The following is a 20,288-nucleotide window of genomic DNA, read 5'->3' on the forward strand; positions in this document are numbered from 1 at the left end:
GCCTTCGCCGCCGAGCACGAAGTCCACATGATGAACAAGGGCGAGGCCGGGATGATGGTGTTCGAACCCGCCTTCGTGAAGGCCGAACCCGGCGACGTGATCCACTTCATCCCCACCGACAAGAGCCACAACGTCGAGGCGATCAAGGAGATCCTGCCCGCAGGGGTCGAGCCGTTCAAAAGCAAGATCAACGAGGAATATTCGCTGACCGTGACCGAACCCGGCCTTTACGGCGTGAAATGCACGCCGCATTTCGCGATGGGCATGGTGGGGCTGATCCAAGTGGGCGACGCGCCCGCGAACCTGGATGCCGCCAAGACCGCGAAGATGTCGAAAAAGGCGCGCGAGCGCATGGACGCCGAGATCGCCCAGGTCCAGTAACCCCCACCACCCGGCGGGGCGGCCCTGGGCTGCCCCGCCTTGCTCTTTTTCGGAAAAGGCCAGTCCATGAGCATGAAACTGTCTGCCGCCCACCGCCAGATCGCCTGCCAGTCGCGGCTGTTCTCGACCCTGCCGGTCGAACTGCGCGACGGGCTGCTGGATGCGGCCCATATCGTGCATCTGCGGCGTGGCCAGGTGCTGTTCCAGCATGGCGACAGCGCCGCCGCCATCCATATCGTCGCCGAAGGCTGGATGAAGCTGTACCGGATCGCCCCCAACGGCGCCGAGGCGGTGGTGGGCGTGATGACCCGCGGCCAGAGCTTCGGAGAACCGATCGCGCTGCGCCAGGCGGCCTATCCCGTGTCGGCCGAGGCGGTGACGGCCTGCGACCTGATCGCGGTTCCCGCGCAGGTCTTCCTGACCCTGCTGAAAACCCATCCCGAGGCGGCGATTTCCATCCTGTCGGCGACCTTCATGCATCTGCAAGGCCTGGTCGAACAGATCGAGCAGCTGAAGGCCCGGTCCGGCGCGCAGCGGGTGGCGGAATTCCTGCTGGAACTGTGCCCCGAGGGCGCGGAAAGCGCGACCGTCGTGCTGCCCTATGACAAGGCGCTGATCGCCGGGCGGCTGGGCATGAAGCCCGAAAGCCTGTCGCGCGCCTTCGCCCGGCTGCGCGAACTGGGCGTGCGCGTGAACCAGTCGAGCGCGGCGATCTCCTCGGTCTCGCGGTTGCAGGATCTGGCGCTTGCCGATGCCTTCGGGGCGATCAGCCGGGTCATGTGAAGGCCAGCGCGGCCAGTCCCCAGATCGCCGCCATCCACAGCGCCAGCGGCACCGTCAGTGCCGGCAGCCAGCCGGGGGCGGCGCGCAGGTGCAGGAACCCGCCCAGGATCGCGCGGGCCTTGAACCAGGCGACCGCCAGCAGCCCGGCCATCGCCGCCAGTCCCGGCAGCGGCGCCAGGGCCAGGGTCGCTGCCGTCAGCGCGATCAGGATCAGCCAGGTGCGGGTCGGCGCGCTCATGATGCGTGGCCGATCAGATAGATCGGCGGCAGGATCATCACCCAGACCAGATCGACCATGTGCCAGAACATCGCGCCCGCCTGCACGCCGTCCGGCCGGGCGCGGATCGCGACCAGGCCCAGCACGGCGACGCCCGCGATCACATGGGCGGCGTGAAAGCCGGTCAGAAGGAAATAGAAGGTGAAGAAGGGGTGGCTGTCCATCCCGGCCCCCGCCGCCAGGTCGCGCGAATATTCCAGCGCTTTGATCGCCAGGAACACCACCCCGCCCAGGGCGGCGGGCAGCAGCGCCAGCCGCGCCGCCTGCCTGTTGCCCATGGCGGCCGCCCGTTCGGCGCGGGCCGCGAACAGGCCCGAGGTGACCAGCACCACCGTGTTCAGGGCCGCCATCCGCCCGTCCAGCATCCCCCGCGCGGCGGCGAAGCCGGACGGATCGGTCAGTTGCATCGCCATCATCGCCGTGATTCCCGCCGCGAAGACCAGCAGTTCCGACGCGATCAGGATCCACATGATCAGCTCGCCGGGAAGGTCGTCGATGTCCATCACATCACCAGTTGGCGATAGATGTCCGGCAGCGCGGTCGTCAGCCGGTCGGGATCGCGGATGACCGAGAACCCGCCCTGCCCGAAGATGCGCGGGAACCAGCTTTGCGCGTCGCGGTCGATGGTGATGCCGAAGACCGCGTGCCCGGCCCGGCGCGCCTCTCGCACGGCCATGGCGCTGTCCTCGATGCCGTGGCGGCCCTCGTAATGGTCCAGGTCGTTGGGCTTGCCGTCGGTGATGACGATCATCAGCCGCCGCGACCGGCCTTCGGCGGCCAGCCCGGCCGAGGCGTGGCGGATTGCCGTGCCCAGCCGGGTATAGAAGCCGGGGCGCAGGGCGTGGATGCGCGCCTCGACGGTCCGGCCCATCGGCTCGGCGAAGGCCTTGCAATCGTGGATCCAGACCCGGTCGCGCTTCAGCGAGGAAAAGCCCTGGATCGCGAAGCGGTCGCCGCAGGCGTTCAGACCCCAGGCCAGCGCGGTCAGGGCCTCGCGCGCGATGTCGATGACCGGGCGGCCGGTGACGGCGCTTTCCGTCGACCGCGATACGTCCAGCAGGATCGACACCGCCAGATCGCGGCTTTCGGGGCGGGACTGCTGCCAGATCCGGTCGCTGCCGCGGCCCGTGGCGCGCAGGTCGGTGACCGACCGCAGCGCGGCGTCCAGATCCAGGTCATCGCCGTCGGGCTGGGCGTGGCGGATCAGCCTGGCCGGGCGCAGGGCCTGGAACTGGCGCTTGACGGCCTCGATCCGGCGGCGGGCGGCGGGGTCGGTCACGCCCGCCCAATCGGGCGCGGGTTCGACCGGCGCGGCCAGCACGCGGCAATGATCGGGCATCCAGACGCCGCCGCGCGCGTCCCATTCGGGATAGGTGAAGCGGCCGGCGACGCGTTCGCGGTCCACATCCTCGGGCGCCAGATCCAGATGCAGCTTCAGCTTGGTCGCCGGGGCCTTGCTGATCTGGCCCAGCACGATTTCCTCGTGATCGTTCGCGGCCTTTTTCGCGTTGTCCAGATCGTCGTCCTCGACCCGGCGGTTGATGTTCAGCATCTCGGCCCAGGTCAGCATCGCCTCGAATTTATACAGGATGATGCTGTCCTTGCGCTCGGCCTGGTCGGCCTTGAGCCGTCGGGTCTTGCGGGCGGTGCCGTCGCCCGATTCCTCGGGGGTGCCGACGGTGGGCGCGGTCGCAACCTCGTCGGCGACGCCTCGGCCCAAACCGCGCAGATCGGGCCACATCGGCACCGGCAGGACGGGGCGATAGCCGCGCGGCGCGGCCCAAGGGGCGGGCGGCCGGGCGTAGTCCCGCAGCAGCGCGGGCTGGGGCGGTGTCGGATCGCCCAGCAGGTGACGCACCAGCCCCTCGACGGCGGCCTCGGTCCCGCGCAGGGCGGGACGCTGGCGCAGCGCCAGATGGGCGGCGCACAGCCGCTGCCACGTCCTGCGCAGGCCGGGCGCGGCCTCCAGCGTGGCGCGGGTCATCGCGACCCCCGCCGCCATCGCGGCCAGATCGGCGCGCAGCGGGTCGGGTTCGGCGGCAAAGGCGGGCGCATGGGCAGAGGCGGCGGCCAGCCACAGATAAAGCGCTTCGTTGTCGGCCCGGTCTGGAAAGACGCCCAGTTCGACGGGCAGGCGCAGCGCCTCTCCGTCGAAGCTGGCGCGGGCGACATGTTCGGCGTCGAAGGCCAGCTTGCGGCGCCAGGAAATGCGGTGACGGCTGGATTGCAGCGCCACCGGCTTCAGTTCGACATCGGCATCGCCCCCCAGGCCGCGGAACAGCACGGCGATCCGGCCGCGCATCTCGTCGAAGCGCACGGCGGCGTCGGGGAAATACTGCGGCGGATCCATGCGCGAGGCCAGCAGGTGCCACAGCTTGCCGACCGTTTCCTCGGGTTCCCAGGGGGCAATTTCCAGATGCGCCATCGTCTTATCCCAGCACCGCGACGACCAGATCCTGCAAGCCCTTGCGGATGTCGGCATCGTCGGTCAGCGGCTCGATCATGGCGGCGCGGATGGCGCGGTCCATGTCCATGCCGCCCGCGATCAGCGTCGCCGCATAGACGACCAGTCGCGTGGACACGCCCTCCTCCAGATCCTGGCCCTTCAGCCCGCGCAGCTTGTTCGCCAGCCGCACCAGCAGCGACACGCGATCCCGGTCCAGGCCGCTTTCGCGCGCCACCACGGGGATTTCGTGTTCGGGCCGGGGGAAGGTGAATTCCAGAGACAGGAAGCGCTGCCGGGTGGACGGCTTCAACGTCTTCATGATGTTCTGGTAGCCGGGGTTGTAGCTGGCGACCAGCATGAAGCCCGGCGCGGCGTGCAGTTCCTCGCCCGTGCGGTCGATGGGCAGGATGCGGCGGTCGTCGGTCAGCGGGTGCAGGACCACGGCCACGTCCTTGCGGGCTTCGACCACCTCGTCCAGGTAGCAGATCGCGCCTTCGCGCACGGCGCGGGTCAGGGGGCCGTCCACCCAGACGGTCTCGCCCCCCTTCAGCAGATAGCGCCCGATCAGGTCGGCGGCCGACAGGTCGTCGTGGCAGGCGACCGTATAAAGCGGCCGCCCCAGCCGCGCCGCCATATGCGCGACGAAGCGGGTCTTGCCGCAGCCGGTCGGGCCCTTCAGCAGCAGGGGCAGGTCTTTGGCATGGGCGGCGGCGAAGATGTCGCATTCGTCGCCCTGGGGCAGGTAGAAGGGGGCATCGGCCCCCTTCAGATCGAAAGTTCCGTCCATGGTTTCACTCCGCAGCGATGTGGTCGGGGTTGTGGGCCAGGCGGTCGCGCTCCACCGGGCCGGGGCGCACCACCTCGCGGCGCGGCATCAGAAGCGAATAGATCAGCAGATAGGAGCCGATGACCACAGCCGCCCCGGCGCCCAGGCGCATCCAGTAGAACAGGACGATCTGGTCCTGAACCTCCATGTAGTACTGGCCCAGGACGCGTTGCAGATGGGTTTGCAGCGTGCCCGCGAAGGTCAGCACGAAGGTCATGAACAGCATCCCGCCCGACATCAGCCAGAAGGCCGCCATGTTCAGCACCTGGTTATAGGGATCGCGCCGTTTCAGGATCGGCAGCGCATAGGTGAACAGCGCCAGATTAAGGCAGACATAGGCGCCATAGAAGGCCAGGTGCCCGTGCGCCGCCGTGACCTGCGTGCCGTGGGTGTAATAGTTCACCCCGTGCAGCGTATGCAGGAAGCCCCAGACGCCCGCCCCGAAGAAGGCCAGCACCGAACAGCCCAAGCTCCACAGCAGCGCGGCCTTGTTGGGGTGATCGCGCCGGCCCTTCCAGACCATGACGAAGGCGAATGCCATCATCGCGAAGAACGGCACCACCTCGAAGCTGGAGAAGATCGAGCCGATCCACTGCCAATAGGAGGGCAGGCCGATCCAGTAATAATGGTGCCCGGTCCCCAGGATGCCGGAAAACAGCGCGGTGGCGACGATGACATACAGCCATTTTTCCACCACCTCGCGGTCCACGCCGGTCAGCTTCAGCATCAGGAAGCCCAGGATCGACGCCATGATCAGCTCCCACACGCCCTCGACCCACAGGTGGACGACGTTCCACCAGTATTGCTTGTCAAGCGCCAGGTTCGACGGGTTGTAGAACGAGAACAGGAACAGCAGCGCCAGCCCCCACAGGCCGATCAGCAGGATCGAGCTGATGACCGTCTTGCGCCCCTTCAGGACCGTCATGGTGACGTTCCACAGGAAGATCAGCGCGGCGACGACGATGCCGACCTTGACCCAGATCGGCTGTTCCAGGAACTCGCGCCCCTGTCGGCCCAGCAGGAAGTTGCCCTCGAACAGGTTGAAGAAATAGGTGACGACCACGCCCGCCGTGCCCAGCACCAGGATGGCCAGCTGAAGATAGGCGGCCTTCACCGAATGGATTTCCCGCTCGGCCTCCTCGGGGATCAGGAAATAGGCGGCGCCGAAGAACCCGGTCAGCAGCCACACGATCAGCGAGTTGGTGTGCAGCATCCGGCCGATGCTGAAGGGCAGGGTTTCCGACAGGAAGTTCGGGTTGACGTAGATATAGCCGATCACCAGGCCCATCGTCACTTGGACGGCGAACAGGATCAGCGCGACGTAGATATACGCCAGAGCGACTCTTTGCGATTGATATTTCATGATGTTCACTCCTGCTCAACCGGCGTCGTTGGGCGGCCAGTTCTGGGTGTTGATCTTGCTGGTCCACAGCAGGAAATCGGACAGGCCGCGAATATCCTCGTCCGAGAGGTTGAACTGCGGCATCTGGCGGCGCCCCTCGACGCCCGAGGGCTGGGCTTCCATCCAGCCTTTCAGCGTTTCGAAGGCGGCCTCGGGATCGTCCTGGACGCCCCAGCGGGCCATGACGTTGCCGACCTCGGGCGCGAAATAGGCGCCCTCGCCCAGGATCGAATGGCAGTTCACGCAGGCCTTGGCTTCCCAGACATGCTTGCCGTGGGCGACGCTCTCGGTCAGCGTTTCCTTGTCGGTCGAGACGTTGACGATGTACCAGTGGCCATGGACGAACAGGCCGATGAAGATAAGGATAAAGAACAGCGACCCGCCGTAAAAGATATTCCGGGCCATGCTCTTTGTCAGGACTTCGCGCATGGCGAGGATCTCCCGATAGTGTTGCGATGGCTGCACCATCGTCGCTCGGGGCGGAGCGATCCTTGTCCAAAGTCAAAGAAGCCGCATTAAATTCGTGCAGGATGAAGACAGGGTGTCGAAAGGGAAACGACCATGGACGATCGCTGGCCGGTCTGGAAACTCGCGCTGCTGCTCTATGTCTTCGCGGCGGGGGCGGTGGCGATCAACCTGTTCATGCTGGGGCTGCTGGGCCAGGCCGTGGGCCTGCCCGCGCTGTCGCCCGAGATGTCGGTTCTGGCCGCGATCCCGCTGGGGATCCCGGCCGCCTGGGCTTCGGGGATGTGGGCGCGCCGCCTGATGGACCAGGCGACGTCCTGAGGCGCCGGGCTGATCACTCGGCACCTGCGGCTTTCGCGGCATCCCTTCCGATGACGCCTTCGACCTCTGGCGCGCGCGCCCGGCCCGGCGGCATCAGGCCATGGTGGCGATGTCCATGACGAAGCGATACTTCACGTCGCCCTTCAGCATCCGTTCATAGGCCTGTTCGATCTGGTCGGCGCGGATCATCTCGATCTCGGCCACGATGCCGTGGGCGGCGCAGAAATCCAGCATCTCCTGCGTCTCGGGGATGCCGCCGATCATCGACCCGGCAAGGCTGCGGCGGCGCATGATCAGGTTGAAGACGTTGGGCGAGGGATGCGGCACAGCGGGCGCGCCGACCAGCGTCATGGTGCCGTCGCGCTTCAGCAGCGCCAGGAAGGGGTCAAGGTCGTGGGGCGCGGCGACGGTGTTCAGGATCAGGTCGAAGCTTTGCGCATGGGCCGCCATCTCCTCGGCATTCCGCGACACCACCGCCTCATCGGCGCCAAGCGCCCTGGCATCCGCGACCTTCTCGGGCGAGGTGGTGAAGGCCACCACATGCGCGCCCATCGCATGGGCCAGCTTGATGCCCATATGGCCCAGCCCACCAATGCCGACGACGCCCACCTTCTTGCCCGGTCCCGCGCCCCAGTGGCACAAGGGCGACCAGGTGGTGATGCCCGCGCAGAGCAGCGGCGCCACGGCGGCCAACTGGTCCTGGGGATGGGTGATCCGCAGCACATAGCGTTCGTGGACGACGATGGCCTGGGAATAGCCGCCCAGCGTATGGCCGGGCGCATCCTGGGTCGGGCCGTTATAGGTGCCGACCATGCCGTCGCAGTAATTCTCCAGTCCCGCGGCGCAGTCGGGGCAGTCCCGGCAGCTGTCGACGATGCAGCCGACGCCCACCAGGTCGCCCGGCTTGTGGGCAGTGACATGGGCGCCGACCTCGGTCACGCGGCCCACGATCTCGTGGCCCGGCACGCAAGGGTACAGCGTCCCCGCCCATTCGCTGCGCACCTGATGCAGGTCTGAATGGCAGATGCCGCAGAAGGCGATCTCGATGCGCAGGTCATGCGGGCCGGGAACGCGGCGGGCGATTTGCAGCGGACCAAGGGGCTGGTCGGCGGCATGGGTTCCGACGGCGCGGATGGTCATGGGATGTCCTTTCATGTCCTGCGGGCCAAGGGCGACACTGCCTCAATGCGGCCATTTCGACCAGCGGGAATCATATCCGGGCAGGGTGATCCTCAGGCGGCCGTCCTGGGTGTCCAAGGCCTCGCCCAGAAGGGCGACGGCCTGGCCCCGGCATGTCGCGCCCAGGTCCAGATCCAGCCGCGCGGGCTTGTCGGACAGGTTGTGCAGGATCACCAGGTCATGGTCGGCGCCGCCATAGCGCAGCGCGACCACGCCGTCCGGCGCATCGCCGATGGGGCGGCATTCGCGCCGCCCGATCGCGGGGTGTTCCAGCCGGATCGCCGCCAGCCGCGCGACATGGTTCAACAGCGATCCGTCGTCCTGCCACTGGTCATCGGCATTCACCCTCTCCGGGCCGAAGGCGCCGGTCACGACGGGCTGCGTCAACCGCGACTTGGCGGCGGTGGAAAAGCCGCCGTTGCGGCCTTTGGACCATTGCATCGGGTTGCGCACGGCGTTGCGCCCCGGTTGGGACAGATCCTCGCCCATGCCGATCTCATCGCCATAGCAGATCAGCGGCGCGCCCGGCATCGCGAACAGCAGGCTGAGCGACATCCGCAGCCGGAGACCGTCGCCGCCCAGCATCGGCGCCAGCCTGCGGCGCAGCCCGCGTCCGAAGATGCGCATGTCCTCGTCGGGGCCAAGGGCGGCGACGGTTTCGTCATAGGCGCCGGGATCCAGCCGCTCCAGGTCGGCCTCGTCCAGGTTGCGCAGGAAATTGGCCCAGACGCCGTTGTCGGGCGGCGGCGGCAGGCGGGCCAGTCCGTCCAGCAGCGGCCGGGCACGACCCACGGCCAGGGCGTGCAGCAGGTGGTTGTTCAGCGAAAAGTTCAGCATCGCGTTCATCTGCCGGCCGTCGAAGAATTCGGGCAGTACCGATTCGTCCTCGTCCACCTCGGACATGATCAGGGCGTCGGGGATGCGGGCGGTGACATGGCGGAAGATGTCGCGCAGCACCCGGTGTTCGCGGTCCTTGCCGCCCTGGGGATCCAGCGGCTTTTCGATCATGTGGGCCGCGGCGTCGATGCGGAAACCGGCGATGCCGAAGCTCATCCAGAAGTCGATGATGCGTTCCAGTTCGGTCCAGACGGCAGGGTTTTCGTGGTTCAGGCTGGGCTGGAAGTGATAGAAGCGGTGATAGTAATATTGCTGCGCCACCGGGTCATGGGTCCAGGTCGAATCCTCCTGCCCCGGAAACATCGGCCCGCGTCCGGGGGCGGGCCGGGGCGGATGGTCGGTCCAGACATAATAGTCCCGAAAGGGCGACCTGGCGTCGTGGCGGGCCGACAGGAACCAGGGATGCCGGTCCGAGGTATGCTGCGCCACCAGATCCAGGATGACGCGGATCCCTCGGGCGCCGGCCTGGACCACAAAGTCCAGGAAATCGTCGAAGCTGCCGTAGCGCGGATCGACCTGCATGTAATCGGTGATGTCATAGCCGTTGTCGCGGTTCGTGGACGGGAAGAACGGCAGCAGCCAGACGCAGGTCACGCCCAGCCGGGTCAGGTGGTCCAGCTTGCCGGTCAGCCCGGCGAAATCGCCCACCCCGTCGCCGTCGCTGTCGCAGAAGCGTTCCACGTCGATGCCATAGATGACGGCGTTCTTCCACCATTCGTCCGCCTCGCTCATGTCCGCATCCCCGCTGGCTGATGTCACAGCGCAAGTCGCGACGCCGGGGGATTGTTCCCAAAGGGAACTTTCGGCCCTGCGCCCGGCTTCCCGCAGGGCAGGGATGACAAGGGCGACCCATGACGCATATCGGATACCACGCCTCGCATGAACAATACGACCCCCGGACCCTGCGCGACCTGGCGATCCGAGCCGAGGCGGCGGGCTTTGCCGCGATCAAGTGTTCCGACCACCTCCAGCCATGGAGCGAACGGCAAGGCCATTCCGGCCATGCTTGGGCCTGGCTGGGCGCGGCGATGGCTGGGACGACGGTGCCCTTCGGCAATATCGCCGCACCGGGATACCGCTATCACCCGGCGGTGATGGCCCAGGCGGCGGCGACGCTGGCGCAGATGTTTCCGGGCCGCTTCTGGCTGGCCATCGGCACCGGAGAGGCGCTGAACGAAGGTGTGACCGGCGCGGCCTGGCCGGACAAGCCCGAACGCAACGCACGGCTGCGGGAATGCTTCGACGTGATGCACGCCCTGCTGCGCGGCCGGTCCGTTACCCATCGCGGCCGCGTCACCGTGGTCGAGGCGCGGCTGTGGTCGCTGCCCGATACGCCGCCGCCGCTGTTCGGGGCCGCGGCGACGCCCGAGACGGCGCGTTTCCTGGGCGGCTGGGCCGAAGGGCTGCTGACCCTGGGCGGCGATCCGGTCCAGGTCGCCCGCGTGATCGACGCCTTCCGCGAGGGCGGCGGCGCGGGCAAGCCGGTCCACATCCAGCACGCGATCTCCTGGGCCGACACGCAGGATCAGGCCATGGCCAACGCCCTGGACCAATGGGCGCCCGTGGCGATCGGCGGAGAAATCAACTGGGACATCCGCCGCCCGTCGGATTTCGACCTGCTGGGCCAGTTCGTCGGTCCCGACCGGATCGGGCGGGCGGTGCGCGTCTCGGCCGATCCGGGGCTGCACCGGGCCGATCTGGCGGCCCTGGCCGATCTGGGCGCGGACACGATCTTCGTCCACAATGTCGGGCGCAACCAAGAGGCCTTCATCGACATGGCAGGCCGAGACCTGATCGGTTAGCCTACAGCTTGTCGCGCCAGCGGTTCACCAGCGGATAGCGGCGGTCCAGCCAGAACGCCTTGGTCGAGATGCGCGGGCCGGGCGCGGCCTGATAGCGTTTCCATTCGCTGCCATACAGCAGGCGTTCGACCTTTCGCACCGTCTCGGCGTCGAAGCCCTGATCCACCAGGTCGGCCAGCGACAGATCCCGTTCGACCAGCCCGTCCAGGATCGCGTCCAGAACCTCGTAGGGGGGCAGGGAATCCTGGTCCACCTGGTCGGGGCGCAGCTCGGCCGAAGGGGGCTTGCTGATGATCTGCGGCGGGATCACTTCGCCCGCCGGTCCCATCATCCAGTCGCGGTGATTGGCGTTGCGCCAGCGGCAGGTTTCGAACACGCGGGTCTTGTACAGATCCTTGATCGGGTTATAGCCGCCGGCCATGTCGCCATAGATCGTGGCATAGCCCACGCCCACCTCGGACTTGTTGCCGGTGGTCAGCAGCATCCCGCCGAACTTGTTGGAAATCGCCATCAGCATCACGCCGCGCAGGCGGGACTGGATGTTTTCCTCGGTGATGTCGGGCTGGGTGCCTTCCATCAGATGCGCCAGGGCGGCCCCCACCGCGTCGCGCGCGCCGTCGATGCGCACCGTGTCCAGCCGCGCGCCCAGCCGCGCCGCGCAATCGGCGGCGTCGTCCAGGCTGGCCTGGGACGTGTATTCGCTGGGCAGCATCACGCAATGCACGTTCTGCGGCCCGACGGCATCCGCCGCGATGGTCGCCACAAGCGCGGAATCCACCCCGCCCGACAGGCCCAGCACGACCTTCGAGAACCCGGACTTGCGCAGGTATTCGCGCAGGCCCAGCATCATCGCCTGGTAATCCTGTTCCCATTCGTCGGGCTGGGGCGCCATCTCGCCCGGCTCGGCCCGCCAGCCGTCGCCGGTCAGGGCAAAGTCGACATGCGCCAGCGTTTCGACAAAGGGCGGCAGTTGCACGACCTTGTGCCCGCCGGGGTTCAGCACGAAGCTGGCGCCGTCGTAAAGCTGGTCGTCCTGGCCGCCGACCATGTTGACATAGACCAGCGGCAGCCCGGTTTCCACGACGCGCCCGACCATGTGGCCCATCCGCAGATCCAGCTTGTTGCGGTGATAGGGAGAGCCGTTCGGCACCACCAGGATCTCGGCCCCGGTTTCGGCCAAAGTCTCGGCCACGTCGGGCGCCCAGCCGTCCTCGCAGATGGGCGATCCGATCCGCGCGCCCGCGACGGCGTAGGGACCGCTGATCGGGCCGCTGTCGAACAGCCGCAATTCGTCGAACAGCTGCTTGTGGGGCAGGCGGTGCTTCAGGACGCGGGCCACCAGTTCGCCGTCCTTGAAGACCCAATAGGCGTTGTACAGCTTGTCGCGGTCGGCCCAGGGCCCGCCGATGCCGATGGCGGGGCCGCCGGTGCAGGCGGCACCCAGGGCGCGGATCGCATCCTCGGCCTGGCGGGTGAATGCGGGCTTCAGCACCAGATCCTGGGTCTGATAGCCGGTGATGAACATCTCGGGCAGGGCCAGCATGTCGGCGCCCGCGTCGCGCGCGGCCTGCCACGCGTCGCGCGCCTTGGCGGCATTGCCGTCCAGATCGCCCACGGTGGCATTCAACTGACCGATGGTCAGACGGAAACGGTTCGTCATGATGCAGCCCCTGGTCCTTCTTCCATTCGTGATAGGCGATGGCGCGCACAAGGAAAAGTCGGGCTTTGCGCATGCGGTTCCGCTGCGCTAGACCATGGGACAAAAGACAAAGGGCATTGTGGCGATGAAGGCGGCAAGTTGGGCGGCTGTTGTAGCGCTGTTGGCGGGGACCGTGGCGGCGGACGCGCAGGTCGTGACCAAGCAATACGACGACGGCGGCGTCTATGAGGGCACCTTCCGCAACGGCCGCCAGCACGGCCAGGGCAGCTATACCCTGCCGAACGGCTATCGCTATGAAGGCGACTGGGTGGAAGGCGAGATCCTGGGCCAGGGCCGCGCCACATTCCCCAACGGATCGGTCTATGAAGGCCAGTTCGCCGAAGGCAAGCCCAACGGCAGCGGCACCATCACCTATGCCGACGGCGGCACCTACAAGGGCGACTGGGTTGCCGGCGAGATCACCGGCAAGGGCGAGGCGCGCTATGCCAACGGGTCGGTCTATGTGGGCGATTTCGTCAAGGGGCTGCACCAGGGCAAGGGCGTGCTGACCCAGCCGAACGGCTATCGTTACGAAGGCGACTGGAACGCCGGGGTCAAGGAAGGCCAGGGCAGGATCACCTATCCCGACGGCGCGGTCTACGAGGGCGGGATGCTGGCCGGGCAGCGGGCGGGCAAGGGCAGGCTGACGATGGCGGACGGCCTCGTCTATGACGGCATCTGGTCGGCGGGGCAGATGTCGGGCACGGGCATCCTGGTCCAGGGATCTGGCGACCGCTACGAAGGCCAGATGCTGAACGGCCGCCGCGAGGGCCGGGGGGTCGCCACCTATGCCAATGGCGATGTCTACGACGGCGAATTCAAGTCCGACCGGCGACACGGCCAGGGCACCTTCACCGGGACCGACGGCTATGTCTATACCGGCCAATGGATCGACGGCCGGATGGAGGGGCAGGGTCAGATCACCTATCCCGACGGGTCCGTCTATCGCGGCCAGATGAAGGCCGACCGCCCCGACGGCACCGGCAAGATCACCTATCCCGACGGCGCCACCTATGAGGGGCATTGGGCCGCCGGCGTGATCCAGGGCGAGGGCAAGGCCACCTATGCCAACGGCATGGTCTATGAGGGCGGCTTCCGTAACGCCCGCAACCACGGGCAGGGCCGGATGACCTATCCCGACGGCTATGTCTATACCGGCGCCTGGGCCGACGGTCAGCGCCATGGCGAAGGCCAGGCCACCTATGCCGACGGCACCGTCTATACCGGCAGCTTCGTCGACGGCCTGCGCGAAGGCCAGGGCAAGCTGACCACGCCGGACGGCTTTTCCTATGAAGGCGGCTGGAAAGCCGGAGAGATCGACGGAACCGGCGTCGCCACCTATGCCAGCGGCGACCGCTATGAAGGGAATTTCGTCGCGGGCAAGCGCCAGGGGCAGGGCGTGATGCGGTATGCCAGCGGCGAGGTGGCATCCGGCGAATGGGACCAGAACCGCCTGGTCGAAAGCGGCCCCGCCCCCGAGGGCCAAGCCGACGCGCCCCCGATGCCTACCGAGGCGCCGAACCCCTGAGAAAGCGCGTCCCCCAACGCGCCCACGACAATTCGCTTCACTGGTATGGAAGTATGGTATAATAAGGCCGCAGGAGGCATCATGGACATTGCCCGGATCACCATCGCGCCCAGCACCTCGGCCCAGGTCCACGACTGGCTGCGCAAGCGCGTGCAGCAAGGCGACCTGCCGCCCGGAATGCGCATCAGCGAAACCGAGGTCGCCGCCGCCATCGGCATCAGCCGCCAGCCGGTGCGCGAAGCCTTCATCCGCCTGGCCAGCGACGGCCTGGCCGAGGTCCGTCCGCAGCGCGGCACCTATATCAGCAAGATCTCGGTCCAGGCGGTTCTGTCCGCCCGTTTCATCCGCGAGGCGGTCGAGGCCGACCTGGCCCGCATCGTGGCAAAAACCCGCCCCGCCGAGATCCTCGACCGCATGGCGGACGAGATCGCCCGCCAGCATCACGCCGACACCGCCGGCTCGGTCGAGGATTTCATCGAATCCGACGACCGTTTCCACCACATGCTGGCGCTTGCCGCCGGTCAGGATGCCGTCTGGGCCGACCTAGAGCGGCTGAAGGCGCAGATGAACCGGCTGCGGCACCTGTCGATGCGCGCCTTCGACCGCAGCTTCACCATCGGCCAGCACCAGGCGATCCTGGACGCCCTGCGCCAGGGCGACGCGGACGCGGCGGAAGGCGCGATGCGCACCCATCTGCGCCAGATGCTGACCGAGGTGCCGCAGATGGCGGCGGCCCAGCCCGACTATTTCACCGCATAAGGAGCCCGCGATGCGACACACCTGGCGTTGGTTCGGTCCGAACGACCGCGTGTCGGTGGACGACATGCTGCAAGCGGGCGTCCAGGGCGTCGTGACGGCGCTGCATCACCTTCCCACGGGCGCGATCTGGTCGCCCGAACAGATCGCGCTGCGCCAGGCCCAGCTTGCCGCGATGCGCGACGGCGCGCCCTCGGGCCTGGAATGGGAGGTGGTCGAGAGCCTGCCGGTCAGCGAACAGATCAAGACCCAGACCGGCGACTGGCGGGACCATGTCTCGAACTGGATCGCGTCGATGCGCAACCTGCGCGCGGCGGGGATTCGGGTGATCTGCTATAACTTCATGCCGGTGCTGGACTGGACGCGCACCGACCTGGAATGGCGCCGTCCCAACGGCGCCCGCTGCATGAGGTTCGACCTGATCGACTTCGCGGCCTTCGACATCCACATTCTTGAACGCCCCGGCGCCGCGCAGGATTTCCCGGAAGACGTGCGGGACGCCGCCGCCCGCCGCTTTGCCGACATGGACGATTCGACCCGCCAGCAGCTTGCGGGCAATGTGGTTTTCGGCCTGCCCGGCGCGGCCGAGCATCTGACCATGGCCGACGTGCGCGACCTGCTGCAAACCTATGCCCCGGTGACGGACGCGGTGCTGCGCCGCCATTTCCACGACTTCCTGGAACAGGTGGCGCCGGTCGCGCAGGATCTGGAGATGCGGCTGTGCTGCCATCCCGACGACCCGCCCTTTCCGCTGCTGGGCCTGCCCCGCGTGATGTCGACCGAGGCCGATTTCGCCGAACGCATGGCGGCGGTGGATCTGCCTGCCAACGGCATCACGCTGTGTTCGGGATCCTTGGGCGCGCGGCATGACAATGATCTGCCCGGCATGATGCGCCGCCTGGGCGACCGGGTGCATTTCCTGCATCTGCGCAACGTGCGCCGCGACAGCGACACCGTGCCCGCCAGCTTCTTCGAGGACGAACACCTGTCCGGCCAGACCGACATGGTGGCCCTGATCGACGCCATCCTGGCCGAGGAGGCCCGCCGCCGCACCGCCGGGCGCGACGACTGGCGCATACCCATGCGCCCCGACCACGGCCAGGACATCCTGGACGACATCGGACGCGGCGGCCAGCCGGGCTATCCCGCCATCGGGCGGCTGAAGGGTCTGGCGGAACTGCGGGGCGTGGAACTCGCGCTGTCGCGCAATCACCGGGCCGCCTGATGCGGATCCTGTCCATCGGCGAGGCCATGGTCGAACTGGGCCAGTCGGACCAGCCGGGCCTGTGGCGGCTGGGGATCGCGGGCGACACGCTGAACACCGCCTGGTATCTGCGCCGCCTGCTGGGGGCGGTTGGGCGGGTCGATTACCTGACCCGCGTTGGCACCGGGGCCTTTTCCCAGCAGATGCTGGATTTCCTGGCGGCCGAGGGGATCGGCACGGCCCATATCGGGCGCGACCCCGACCGTGAGATCGGCCTTTACGCGATCAGCCTGAAGGATGGCGAACGCAGCTTCGCTTATTGGCGCGACACATCGGCGGCCCGGCGGCTGGCGGACGATCCGGCAGCCCTGGACGCCGCGCTGGAGGGCGCGGCGGTCGCCTATTTCTCGGGGATCACCGTGGCGATCCTGTCGCCGCAGGGGCGTGCGAACCTGCTGGCTGCCCTGGCACGCGCGCGGGCTTCCGGGGCGCGGATCGTCTTCGACCCGAACCTGCGCCCGCGTCTGTGGGAAGATGCGGCGACGATGCGGCAAGGCATCAGCAAGGCGGCGGCGGGGGCCGATCTGGTCCTGCCTTCGTTCGATGACGAGGCCGCGCATTTCGGCGATGCCGACCCGCAGGCGACGGTCGCGCGCTATCTGGCGCTTGGGGCGGGGCAGGTGGTGGTGAAGAACGGCGGCGGGCCGATCCGCTTCGGCGGGCGGGACGGGTGCGGGACCGCGACCGACCTTGAGCCTGAAACGCCCGTGGACAGCACGGCGGCGGGTGACAGCTTCAACGCGGGCTATCTGGCGGCCTGGCTGACGGGCGCCGATTGCGCGGCGGCCATCGCGGCGGGCCACGCCCTCAGCCGCAAGGTGATCGGATATCGCGGGGCGTTGGTGCGCGAGGCGGTGGCGACCGCCTGAAGCGCCGAATGGGCGAAGGCCGTCGCCTTCCACGCCGCGGCATCTCCCCCTGAACCGCCGGGCCGGGCGCCTTGCCAAAGATGACTTTTCTGAAGCGCGGGAGCGGTGGTGGGCAAAGCCAGTCGTCGATACGGGTCGGGATCGGGGCGGTGCGGTCCTGCTACGCGGCCAGACGGGAGTGACGCTCGGCTCTTGATTGCGTTGCGGAGCATGCGGTGCGACAGAGGCACGCCCCTTGGGCAATGCGGTGTCATCGATAATCGGCCAGGCGTCGCTGCCACCTACCAAGGCGCCTGCATCGCCCTCGGCTGAAGGCGGTTAACGGGAACCTCCCGCGTGGTATTTCTCCTCGACCAGTTCGGATCGCAGCAGGGCGTTGATCTGGCGCTTCAGCGCAGCCCTTTCGTCGTTCGTCAGATAGACCGAGCGCGCCAGCCCGATGAACTCGGCATCGAATTGGGCGGCGGCCTCTTTGGCGCGAATGTCGTCCTCGATCGTCCACAGGGCCAGGTTCACACGCCGCAGGCCGGCGATCAGATCCGCGAGGCTCGGCTGCGAAAGGACGGGTGCCGCGACATCGCGCAGCAAGGCAAGCTCGCGGTCCACATTGGCGCGGGCGGCGGGGTCGGCGATGCGATGGGCCTTGATCTCCAGAATGGTGATCTTGTCCAGAAGCTCGCCCCAGGACACGGGGGCAAGCGGCGCGGGGCGGTCATCCGAAGTCATGTCGTTCCTTCCGCAGGCTGCAATCGGCGCAGTCGGTCCAGGGCATCCGCGACATGGTCCAGGACGGCGGCCCAGTCGCCGGGCGCGGGCTGGCGCCAGACGCGCATGGTGGGATACCAGGGCGTGAACGTGGTCTCGACCGGCCAGCGCCAGTCGGGGTCGTGCTTGACCAGCAGCCAGACGGGCCGTCCCAGCATCCCGGCCAGATGGGCGATCATCGTATCCACGGTGACGACAAGCCCCGACCCGGCGACAAGCTGGGCGGTCCGCACCATGTCCAGCGGGCAGCCCTTCGGATTCAGCACCGGCAGCGCGGTCGGTCCCGGCATCAGCGACAGCGCGGGACCGGAGCAGAAGCGGGCGAACATCGCCTCGGGCACGGACCGCGCGGCGTCCCAGTCGCCCGCGCCCCAGCACAGCCCCACCGTGCCCCGAGGCAGTGGCGCCGGCGCGATGCCCAGCCGGGGCATGGGCGCGTCCGCAGGCCCCGCGCGCAGGGCAAGCGGCAGTTCCATGATCTCGATGTCGCAGTCCTGCGGCGGCAGGGGGTGGGCCGCATCGAAGGGGACCAGCCGCTGGATGCCGGGAAAGCCCCGGAACAGGGACAGAAGATGCGGCTGCATCTCGACCGTGACGCGCGCCGCGCGTTGCGCCAGCAGCGGCAGGAAGCGCGAGAACATCAGCGTGTCGCCCAGCCCGTGATAGCAGCGGACCAGCACATCCCGGTCCCGGAAAGGCCTGCCGTCCCACACCCATCGCAGATGATAGGGCAAAGCCGGATCATCCCGCGTCGTCGGGTCGCGCCGCGTCAGCGCATGGGCCGCGATGGTCCAGGCGGCCGGAAAATCGCCGCGCCGCATGGCGCAGGTCCAGGGATCGCCGGTCGTCACGGCGCCGACCCCGGACCTGTGCTGCTGGCCCCAGGCGGCAGCGCGCGCATGTCGGTCCTAGCCTGCGAATCCGGCCGCAGCAGGCTTGGCCGCCGCGAGTTCCGCCGCGAACCAGGCGCAGGTCGCCTCCAACCCTTCGGCCAGCGGAACCCTGGGCGCCCAGCCCAGCACCTCGTTCGCGCGGCTGATATCGGGGCGCCGGCGGCGGGGATCGTCCACAGGCAGGGGGCGATGCACCACGCCAGCGGATGTGCCCGTCAGCGCCAGGACATGGCCCAGCAATTCGTTCACCGTCATCTCGTCGGGATTGCCCAGATTCACCGGATCGGACCCGTCGATATCGGCCTCCATCAATGCCATCAGTCCGGCCACCATGTCCGAGACATAGCAGAAGCTGCGCGTCTGGCTGCCGTCTCCATAGATGGTCAGTTCGTCGCCGCGCAGCGCCTGACAGATCAGGTTCGATACCACCCGCCCGTCGTTGGGGTCCATATTCGGACCATAGGTGTTGAAGATGCGCGCGACCCGCACCTGCGTACGGCCCGCGCGGCCATAGTCGAAGGCCAGCGCCTCGGCCGCGCGCTTGCCCTCGTCATAGCAGGCGCGGGGTCCGGTGCAGCTGACATGGCCGCGGTAATCCTCGGCCTGCGGGTGGATCTCGGGGTCGCCATAGACCTCGCTGGTCGAGGTCAGCAGGAAGCGCGCCTTTGCGGCCTCGGCCAGGTGCAGCAGGTGGTTGGTGCCCACGACATTCGTCATCATCGTGTGTTCGGGGTTCCGCTGATACAGCGGGGGCGAGGCGGCACAGGCGAGATTCCAGACGCGGGTGATGCGTGACGCCATCCGCGTCAATTCGGCGGGCAGCGGCTGGCTGATGTCGTGGCGCATGAAGCGGAAACGGGGATGGCCTTCCAATGTCAACGGCGGTGCAAAACCCGGCCACTCGGCGGCGTAAAACCAGGCCAGGTGGCGGTGGCCTGCGCCATGGCGCGCGCGCTTACCATAGAGCTGGCGCGTGCCATGGCGCATTGGCCCCTTGGGGCCAAATCGAGGCGATCTGATCTCAGGACTTTTGATGCCGCTTTCGGGCAGTGCTGTTGGCGAGGCGATAACTCTCGCCGTTCATTTCGAGGATGCTGACGTGGTGGGTCAGCCGGTCGAGCAGTGCGCCGGTGAGGCGCTCGGAGCCGAAGGTCTCGGTCCATTCATCGAAGGGCATATTGCTGGTGATCAGGGTTGAGCCGCGCTCGTAGCGGTGCGAGATCAGCTCGAATAGCAATTCGGCGCCGGTCTTGGACAGCGGCACGAAGCCCAGTTCGTCGACGATCAGCAACTTGACGGCAGCCATCTGCTTCTGAAAGCGAAGCAGGCGACGTTCGTCGCGGGCCTCCATCAGTTCGTTGACCAGGGCTGCGGCGGTGGTGAAGCCAACGGAGAGCCCCCTCTGGCAAGCCGCCAGTCCGAGGCCAAGGGCAATGTGCGTCTTGCCCGTGCCGCTTGGGCCGAGGGCAATGACGTTCTCGCGCCGCTCGATCCATTCGCAGCGGGCCAGTTCCAGCACCTGCATCTTGTTGAGCTTCGGGATGGCGCTGAAGTCGAAGCTGTCGAGGCTTTTGACCGTAGGGAACCTGGCGGCCTTGATGCGGCGCTCGACCATCCGCCGCTCCCGGTCAACCAACTCCAGTTCGACAAGCCGGGCGAGATACCGGACATGGTCCATGCCTTCGGCCGCGCATTGCCAGGCCAGCTTCTGATGTTCCCGCAGGAATGTCGGCAG

Annotated in this window: 21 protein-coding genes; 8 read left to right on the forward strand and 13 right to left on the reverse strand. The window is 67.7% G+C overall.

Annotation, left to right across the window (positions count from 1 at the left end; genetic code table 11):
* Together ACTJI6_RS21155 and ACTJI6_RS21160 are read left to right on the forward strand one after the other, a co-directional pair.
* The coding region (locus ACTJI6_RS21155; protein WP_440801110.1) for a pseudoazurin at positions 1-381 on the forward strand (381 nt) is incomplete at its 5' end.
* A 66-nt stretch (positions 382-447) separates the two neighbouring features.
* Positions 448-1,164, forward strand: a complete 717-nt coding sequence (locus tag ACTJI6_RS21160) for a Crp/Fnr family transcriptional regulator (protein WP_440803428.1) — start codon at positions 448-450, stop codon at positions 1,162-1,164.
* Here the strand turns inward: ACTJI6_RS21160 and ACTJI6_RS21165 are convergent.
* Genes ACTJI6_RS21165 through ACTJI6_RS21190 form a run of 6 tightly spaced genes read right to left on the reverse strand, consistent with a single transcriptional unit; the run spans position 1,157 to position 6,544 of the window.
* Positions 1,157-1,402 (reverse strand): cytochrome C oxidase subunit IV family protein, encoded by a 246-nt coding sequence (locus ACTJI6_RS21165; protein WP_440803431.1) that lies wholly within the window; start codon positions 1,400-1,402, stop codon positions 1,157-1,159. The two genes, ACTJI6_RS21160 and ACTJI6_RS21165, sit on opposite strands and share 8 nt — an antisense overlap.
* Positions 1,399-1,944, reverse strand: coding sequence for a cytochrome c oxidase subunit 3 (locus tag ACTJI6_RS21170; RefSeq protein WP_440803434.1), 546 nt, complete (start codon positions 1,942-1,944; stop codon positions 1,399-1,401). Before ACTJI6_RS21170 ends, ACTJI6_RS21165 begins: the two co-directional genes overlap by 4 nt.
* Positions 1,944-3,866, reverse strand: a complete 1,923-nt coding sequence (locus tag ACTJI6_RS21175; RefSeq protein ID WP_440803437.1) for a nitric oxide reductase activation protein NorD — start codon at positions 3,864-3,866, stop codon at positions 1,944-1,946. Before ACTJI6_RS21175 ends, ACTJI6_RS21170 begins: the two co-directional genes overlap by 1 nt.
* A 4-nt stretch (positions 3,867-3,870) precedes the next feature.
* Positions 3,871-4,674 carry a CbbQ/NirQ/NorQ/GpvN family protein gene (locus ACTJI6_RS21180; protein WP_126152703.1) on the reverse strand — a complete coding sequence of 268 codons (804 nt, stop codon included), beginning with the start codon at positions 4,672-4,674 and terminating at the stop codon, positions 3,871-3,873.
* Positions 4,675-4,678: 4 nt separating this feature from the next.
* A complete protein-coding gene (locus tag ACTJI6_RS21185; protein WP_126152704.1) occupies positions 4,679-6,076 on the reverse strand; it encodes a cbb3-type cytochrome c oxidase subunit I in 1,398 nt (465 codons plus the stop codon).
* 15 nt (positions 6,077-6,091) lie between these two features.
* A complete protein-coding gene (locus ACTJI6_RS21190) occupies positions 6,092-6,544 on the reverse strand; it encodes a c-type cytochrome (RefSeq protein WP_126152705.1) in 453 nt (150 codons plus the stop codon).
* Between the two features lie 132 nt (positions 6,545-6,676).
* Between ACTJI6_RS21190 and ACTJI6_RS21195 the strand changes: the two genes are divergently transcribed.
* Positions 6,677-6,901 carry a hypothetical protein gene (locus tag ACTJI6_RS21195; protein WP_440803441.1) on the forward strand — a complete coding sequence of 75 codons (225 nt, stop codon included), beginning with the start codon at positions 6,677-6,679 and terminating at the stop codon, positions 6,899-6,901.
* A 93-nt stretch (positions 6,902-6,994) separates the two neighbouring features.
* Here ACTJI6_RS21195 and ACTJI6_RS21200 read toward each other — a convergent pair whose 3' ends face one another.
* Both ACTJI6_RS21200 and ACTJI6_RS21205 read right to left on the reverse strand, forming a co-directional pair.
* The gene (locus ACTJI6_RS21200) at positions 6,995-8,041 is read right to left on the reverse strand and encodes an NAD(P)-dependent alcohol dehydrogenase (RefSeq protein ID WP_440803443.1); all 1,047 of its coding nucleotides are present in this window, start codon (positions 8,039-8,041) and stop codon (positions 6,995-6,997) included.
* A 42-nt stretch (positions 8,042-8,083) separates the two neighbouring features.
* Positions 8,084-9,709 carry an alpha-amylase family protein gene (locus tag ACTJI6_RS21205; protein WP_440803445.1) on the reverse strand — a complete coding sequence of 542 codons (1,626 nt, stop codon included), beginning with the start codon at positions 9,707-9,709 and terminating at the stop codon, positions 8,084-8,086.
* Between the two features lie 119 nt (positions 9,710-9,828).
* Between ACTJI6_RS21205 and ACTJI6_RS21210 the strand changes: the two genes are divergently transcribed.
* A complete protein-coding gene (locus ACTJI6_RS21210) occupies positions 9,829-10,779 on the forward strand; it encodes a TIGR03885 family FMN-dependent LLM class oxidoreductase (protein ID WP_440803447.1) in 951 nt (316 codons plus the stop codon).
* Between the two features lies 1 nt (position 10,780).
* Here the strand turns inward: ACTJI6_RS21210 and ACTJI6_RS21215 are convergent, their stop codons facing one another.
* Positions 10,781-12,439: an NAD+ synthase gene (locus tag ACTJI6_RS21215; RefSeq protein WP_440803450.1), complete on the reverse strand. Its 1,659-nt coding sequence runs from the start codon at positions 12,437-12,439 to the stop codon at positions 10,781-10,783.
* A gap of 124 nt (positions 12,440-12,563) precedes the next feature.
* Between ACTJI6_RS21215 and ACTJI6_RS21220 the strand changes: the two genes are divergently transcribed.
* From ACTJI6_RS21220 to ACTJI6_RS21235, 4 genes are all read left to right on the forward strand, one after another.
* Positions 12,564-14,006: an MORN repeat-containing protein gene (locus tag ACTJI6_RS21220; RefSeq protein WP_440803452.1), complete on the forward strand. Its 1,443-nt coding sequence runs from the start codon at positions 12,564-12,566 to the stop codon at positions 14,004-14,006.
* Positions 14,007-14,087: 81 nt separating this feature from the next.
* On the forward strand, positions 14,088-14,765 hold the full coding sequence (locus ACTJI6_RS21225) for a GntR family transcriptional regulator (RefSeq protein WP_440803453.1): 678 nt from the start codon (positions 14,088-14,090) through the stop codon (positions 14,763-14,765).
* Between the two features lie 10 nt (positions 14,766-14,775).
* Complete coding sequence (gene uxuA, locus ACTJI6_RS21230) at positions 14,776-15,987, forward strand: mannonate dehydratase (RefSeq protein ID WP_440803456.1); 1,212 nt, start codon at positions 14,776-14,778, stop codon at positions 15,985-15,987.
* Complete coding sequence (locus tag ACTJI6_RS21235) at positions 15,987-16,895, forward strand: sugar kinase (protein WP_440803458.1); 909 nt, start codon at positions 15,987-15,989, stop codon at positions 16,893-16,895. The genes uxuA and ACTJI6_RS21235 overlap by 1 nt, the downstream gene beginning before the upstream one ends.
* 318 nt (positions 16,896-17,213) lie before the next feature.
* On the opposite strand, the gene ACTJI6_RS21240 is transcribed toward ACTJI6_RS21235, so the two are convergent.
* The 4 genes from ACTJI6_RS21240 to istB form a co-directional block, all read right to left on the reverse strand.
* Positions 17,214-17,621, reverse strand: coding sequence for a hypothetical protein (locus tag ACTJI6_RS21240; RefSeq protein ID WP_440803461.1), 408 nt, complete (start codon positions 17,619-17,621; stop codon positions 17,214-17,216).
* The gene (locus tag ACTJI6_RS21245; RefSeq protein WP_440803463.1) at positions 17,618-18,511 is read right to left on the reverse strand and encodes a hypothetical protein; all 894 of its coding nucleotides are present in this window, start codon (positions 18,509-18,511) and stop codon (positions 17,618-17,620) included. The genes ACTJI6_RS21240 and ACTJI6_RS21245 overlap by 4 nt, the downstream gene beginning before the upstream one ends.
* Before the next feature lie 57 nt (positions 18,512-18,568).
* Positions 18,569-19,540, reverse strand: coding sequence for an NAD-dependent epimerase/dehydratase family protein (locus tag ACTJI6_RS21250; RefSeq protein ID WP_440803465.1), 972 nt, complete (start codon positions 19,538-19,540; stop codon positions 18,569-18,571).
* 34 nt (positions 19,541-19,574) lie between these two features.
* On the reverse strand, positions 19,575-20,288 hold a 714-nt coding region (gene istB / locus ACTJI6_RS21255; RefSeq protein WP_440803190.1), incomplete at its 5' end, for an IS21-like element helper ATPase IstB.

The sequence above is a fragment of the Paracoccus sp. 22332 genome, assembly GCF_052045125.1.
GTDB lineage: Bacteria > Pseudomonadota > Alphaproteobacteria > Rhodobacterales > Rhodobacteraceae > Paracoccus > Paracoccus haematequi_A.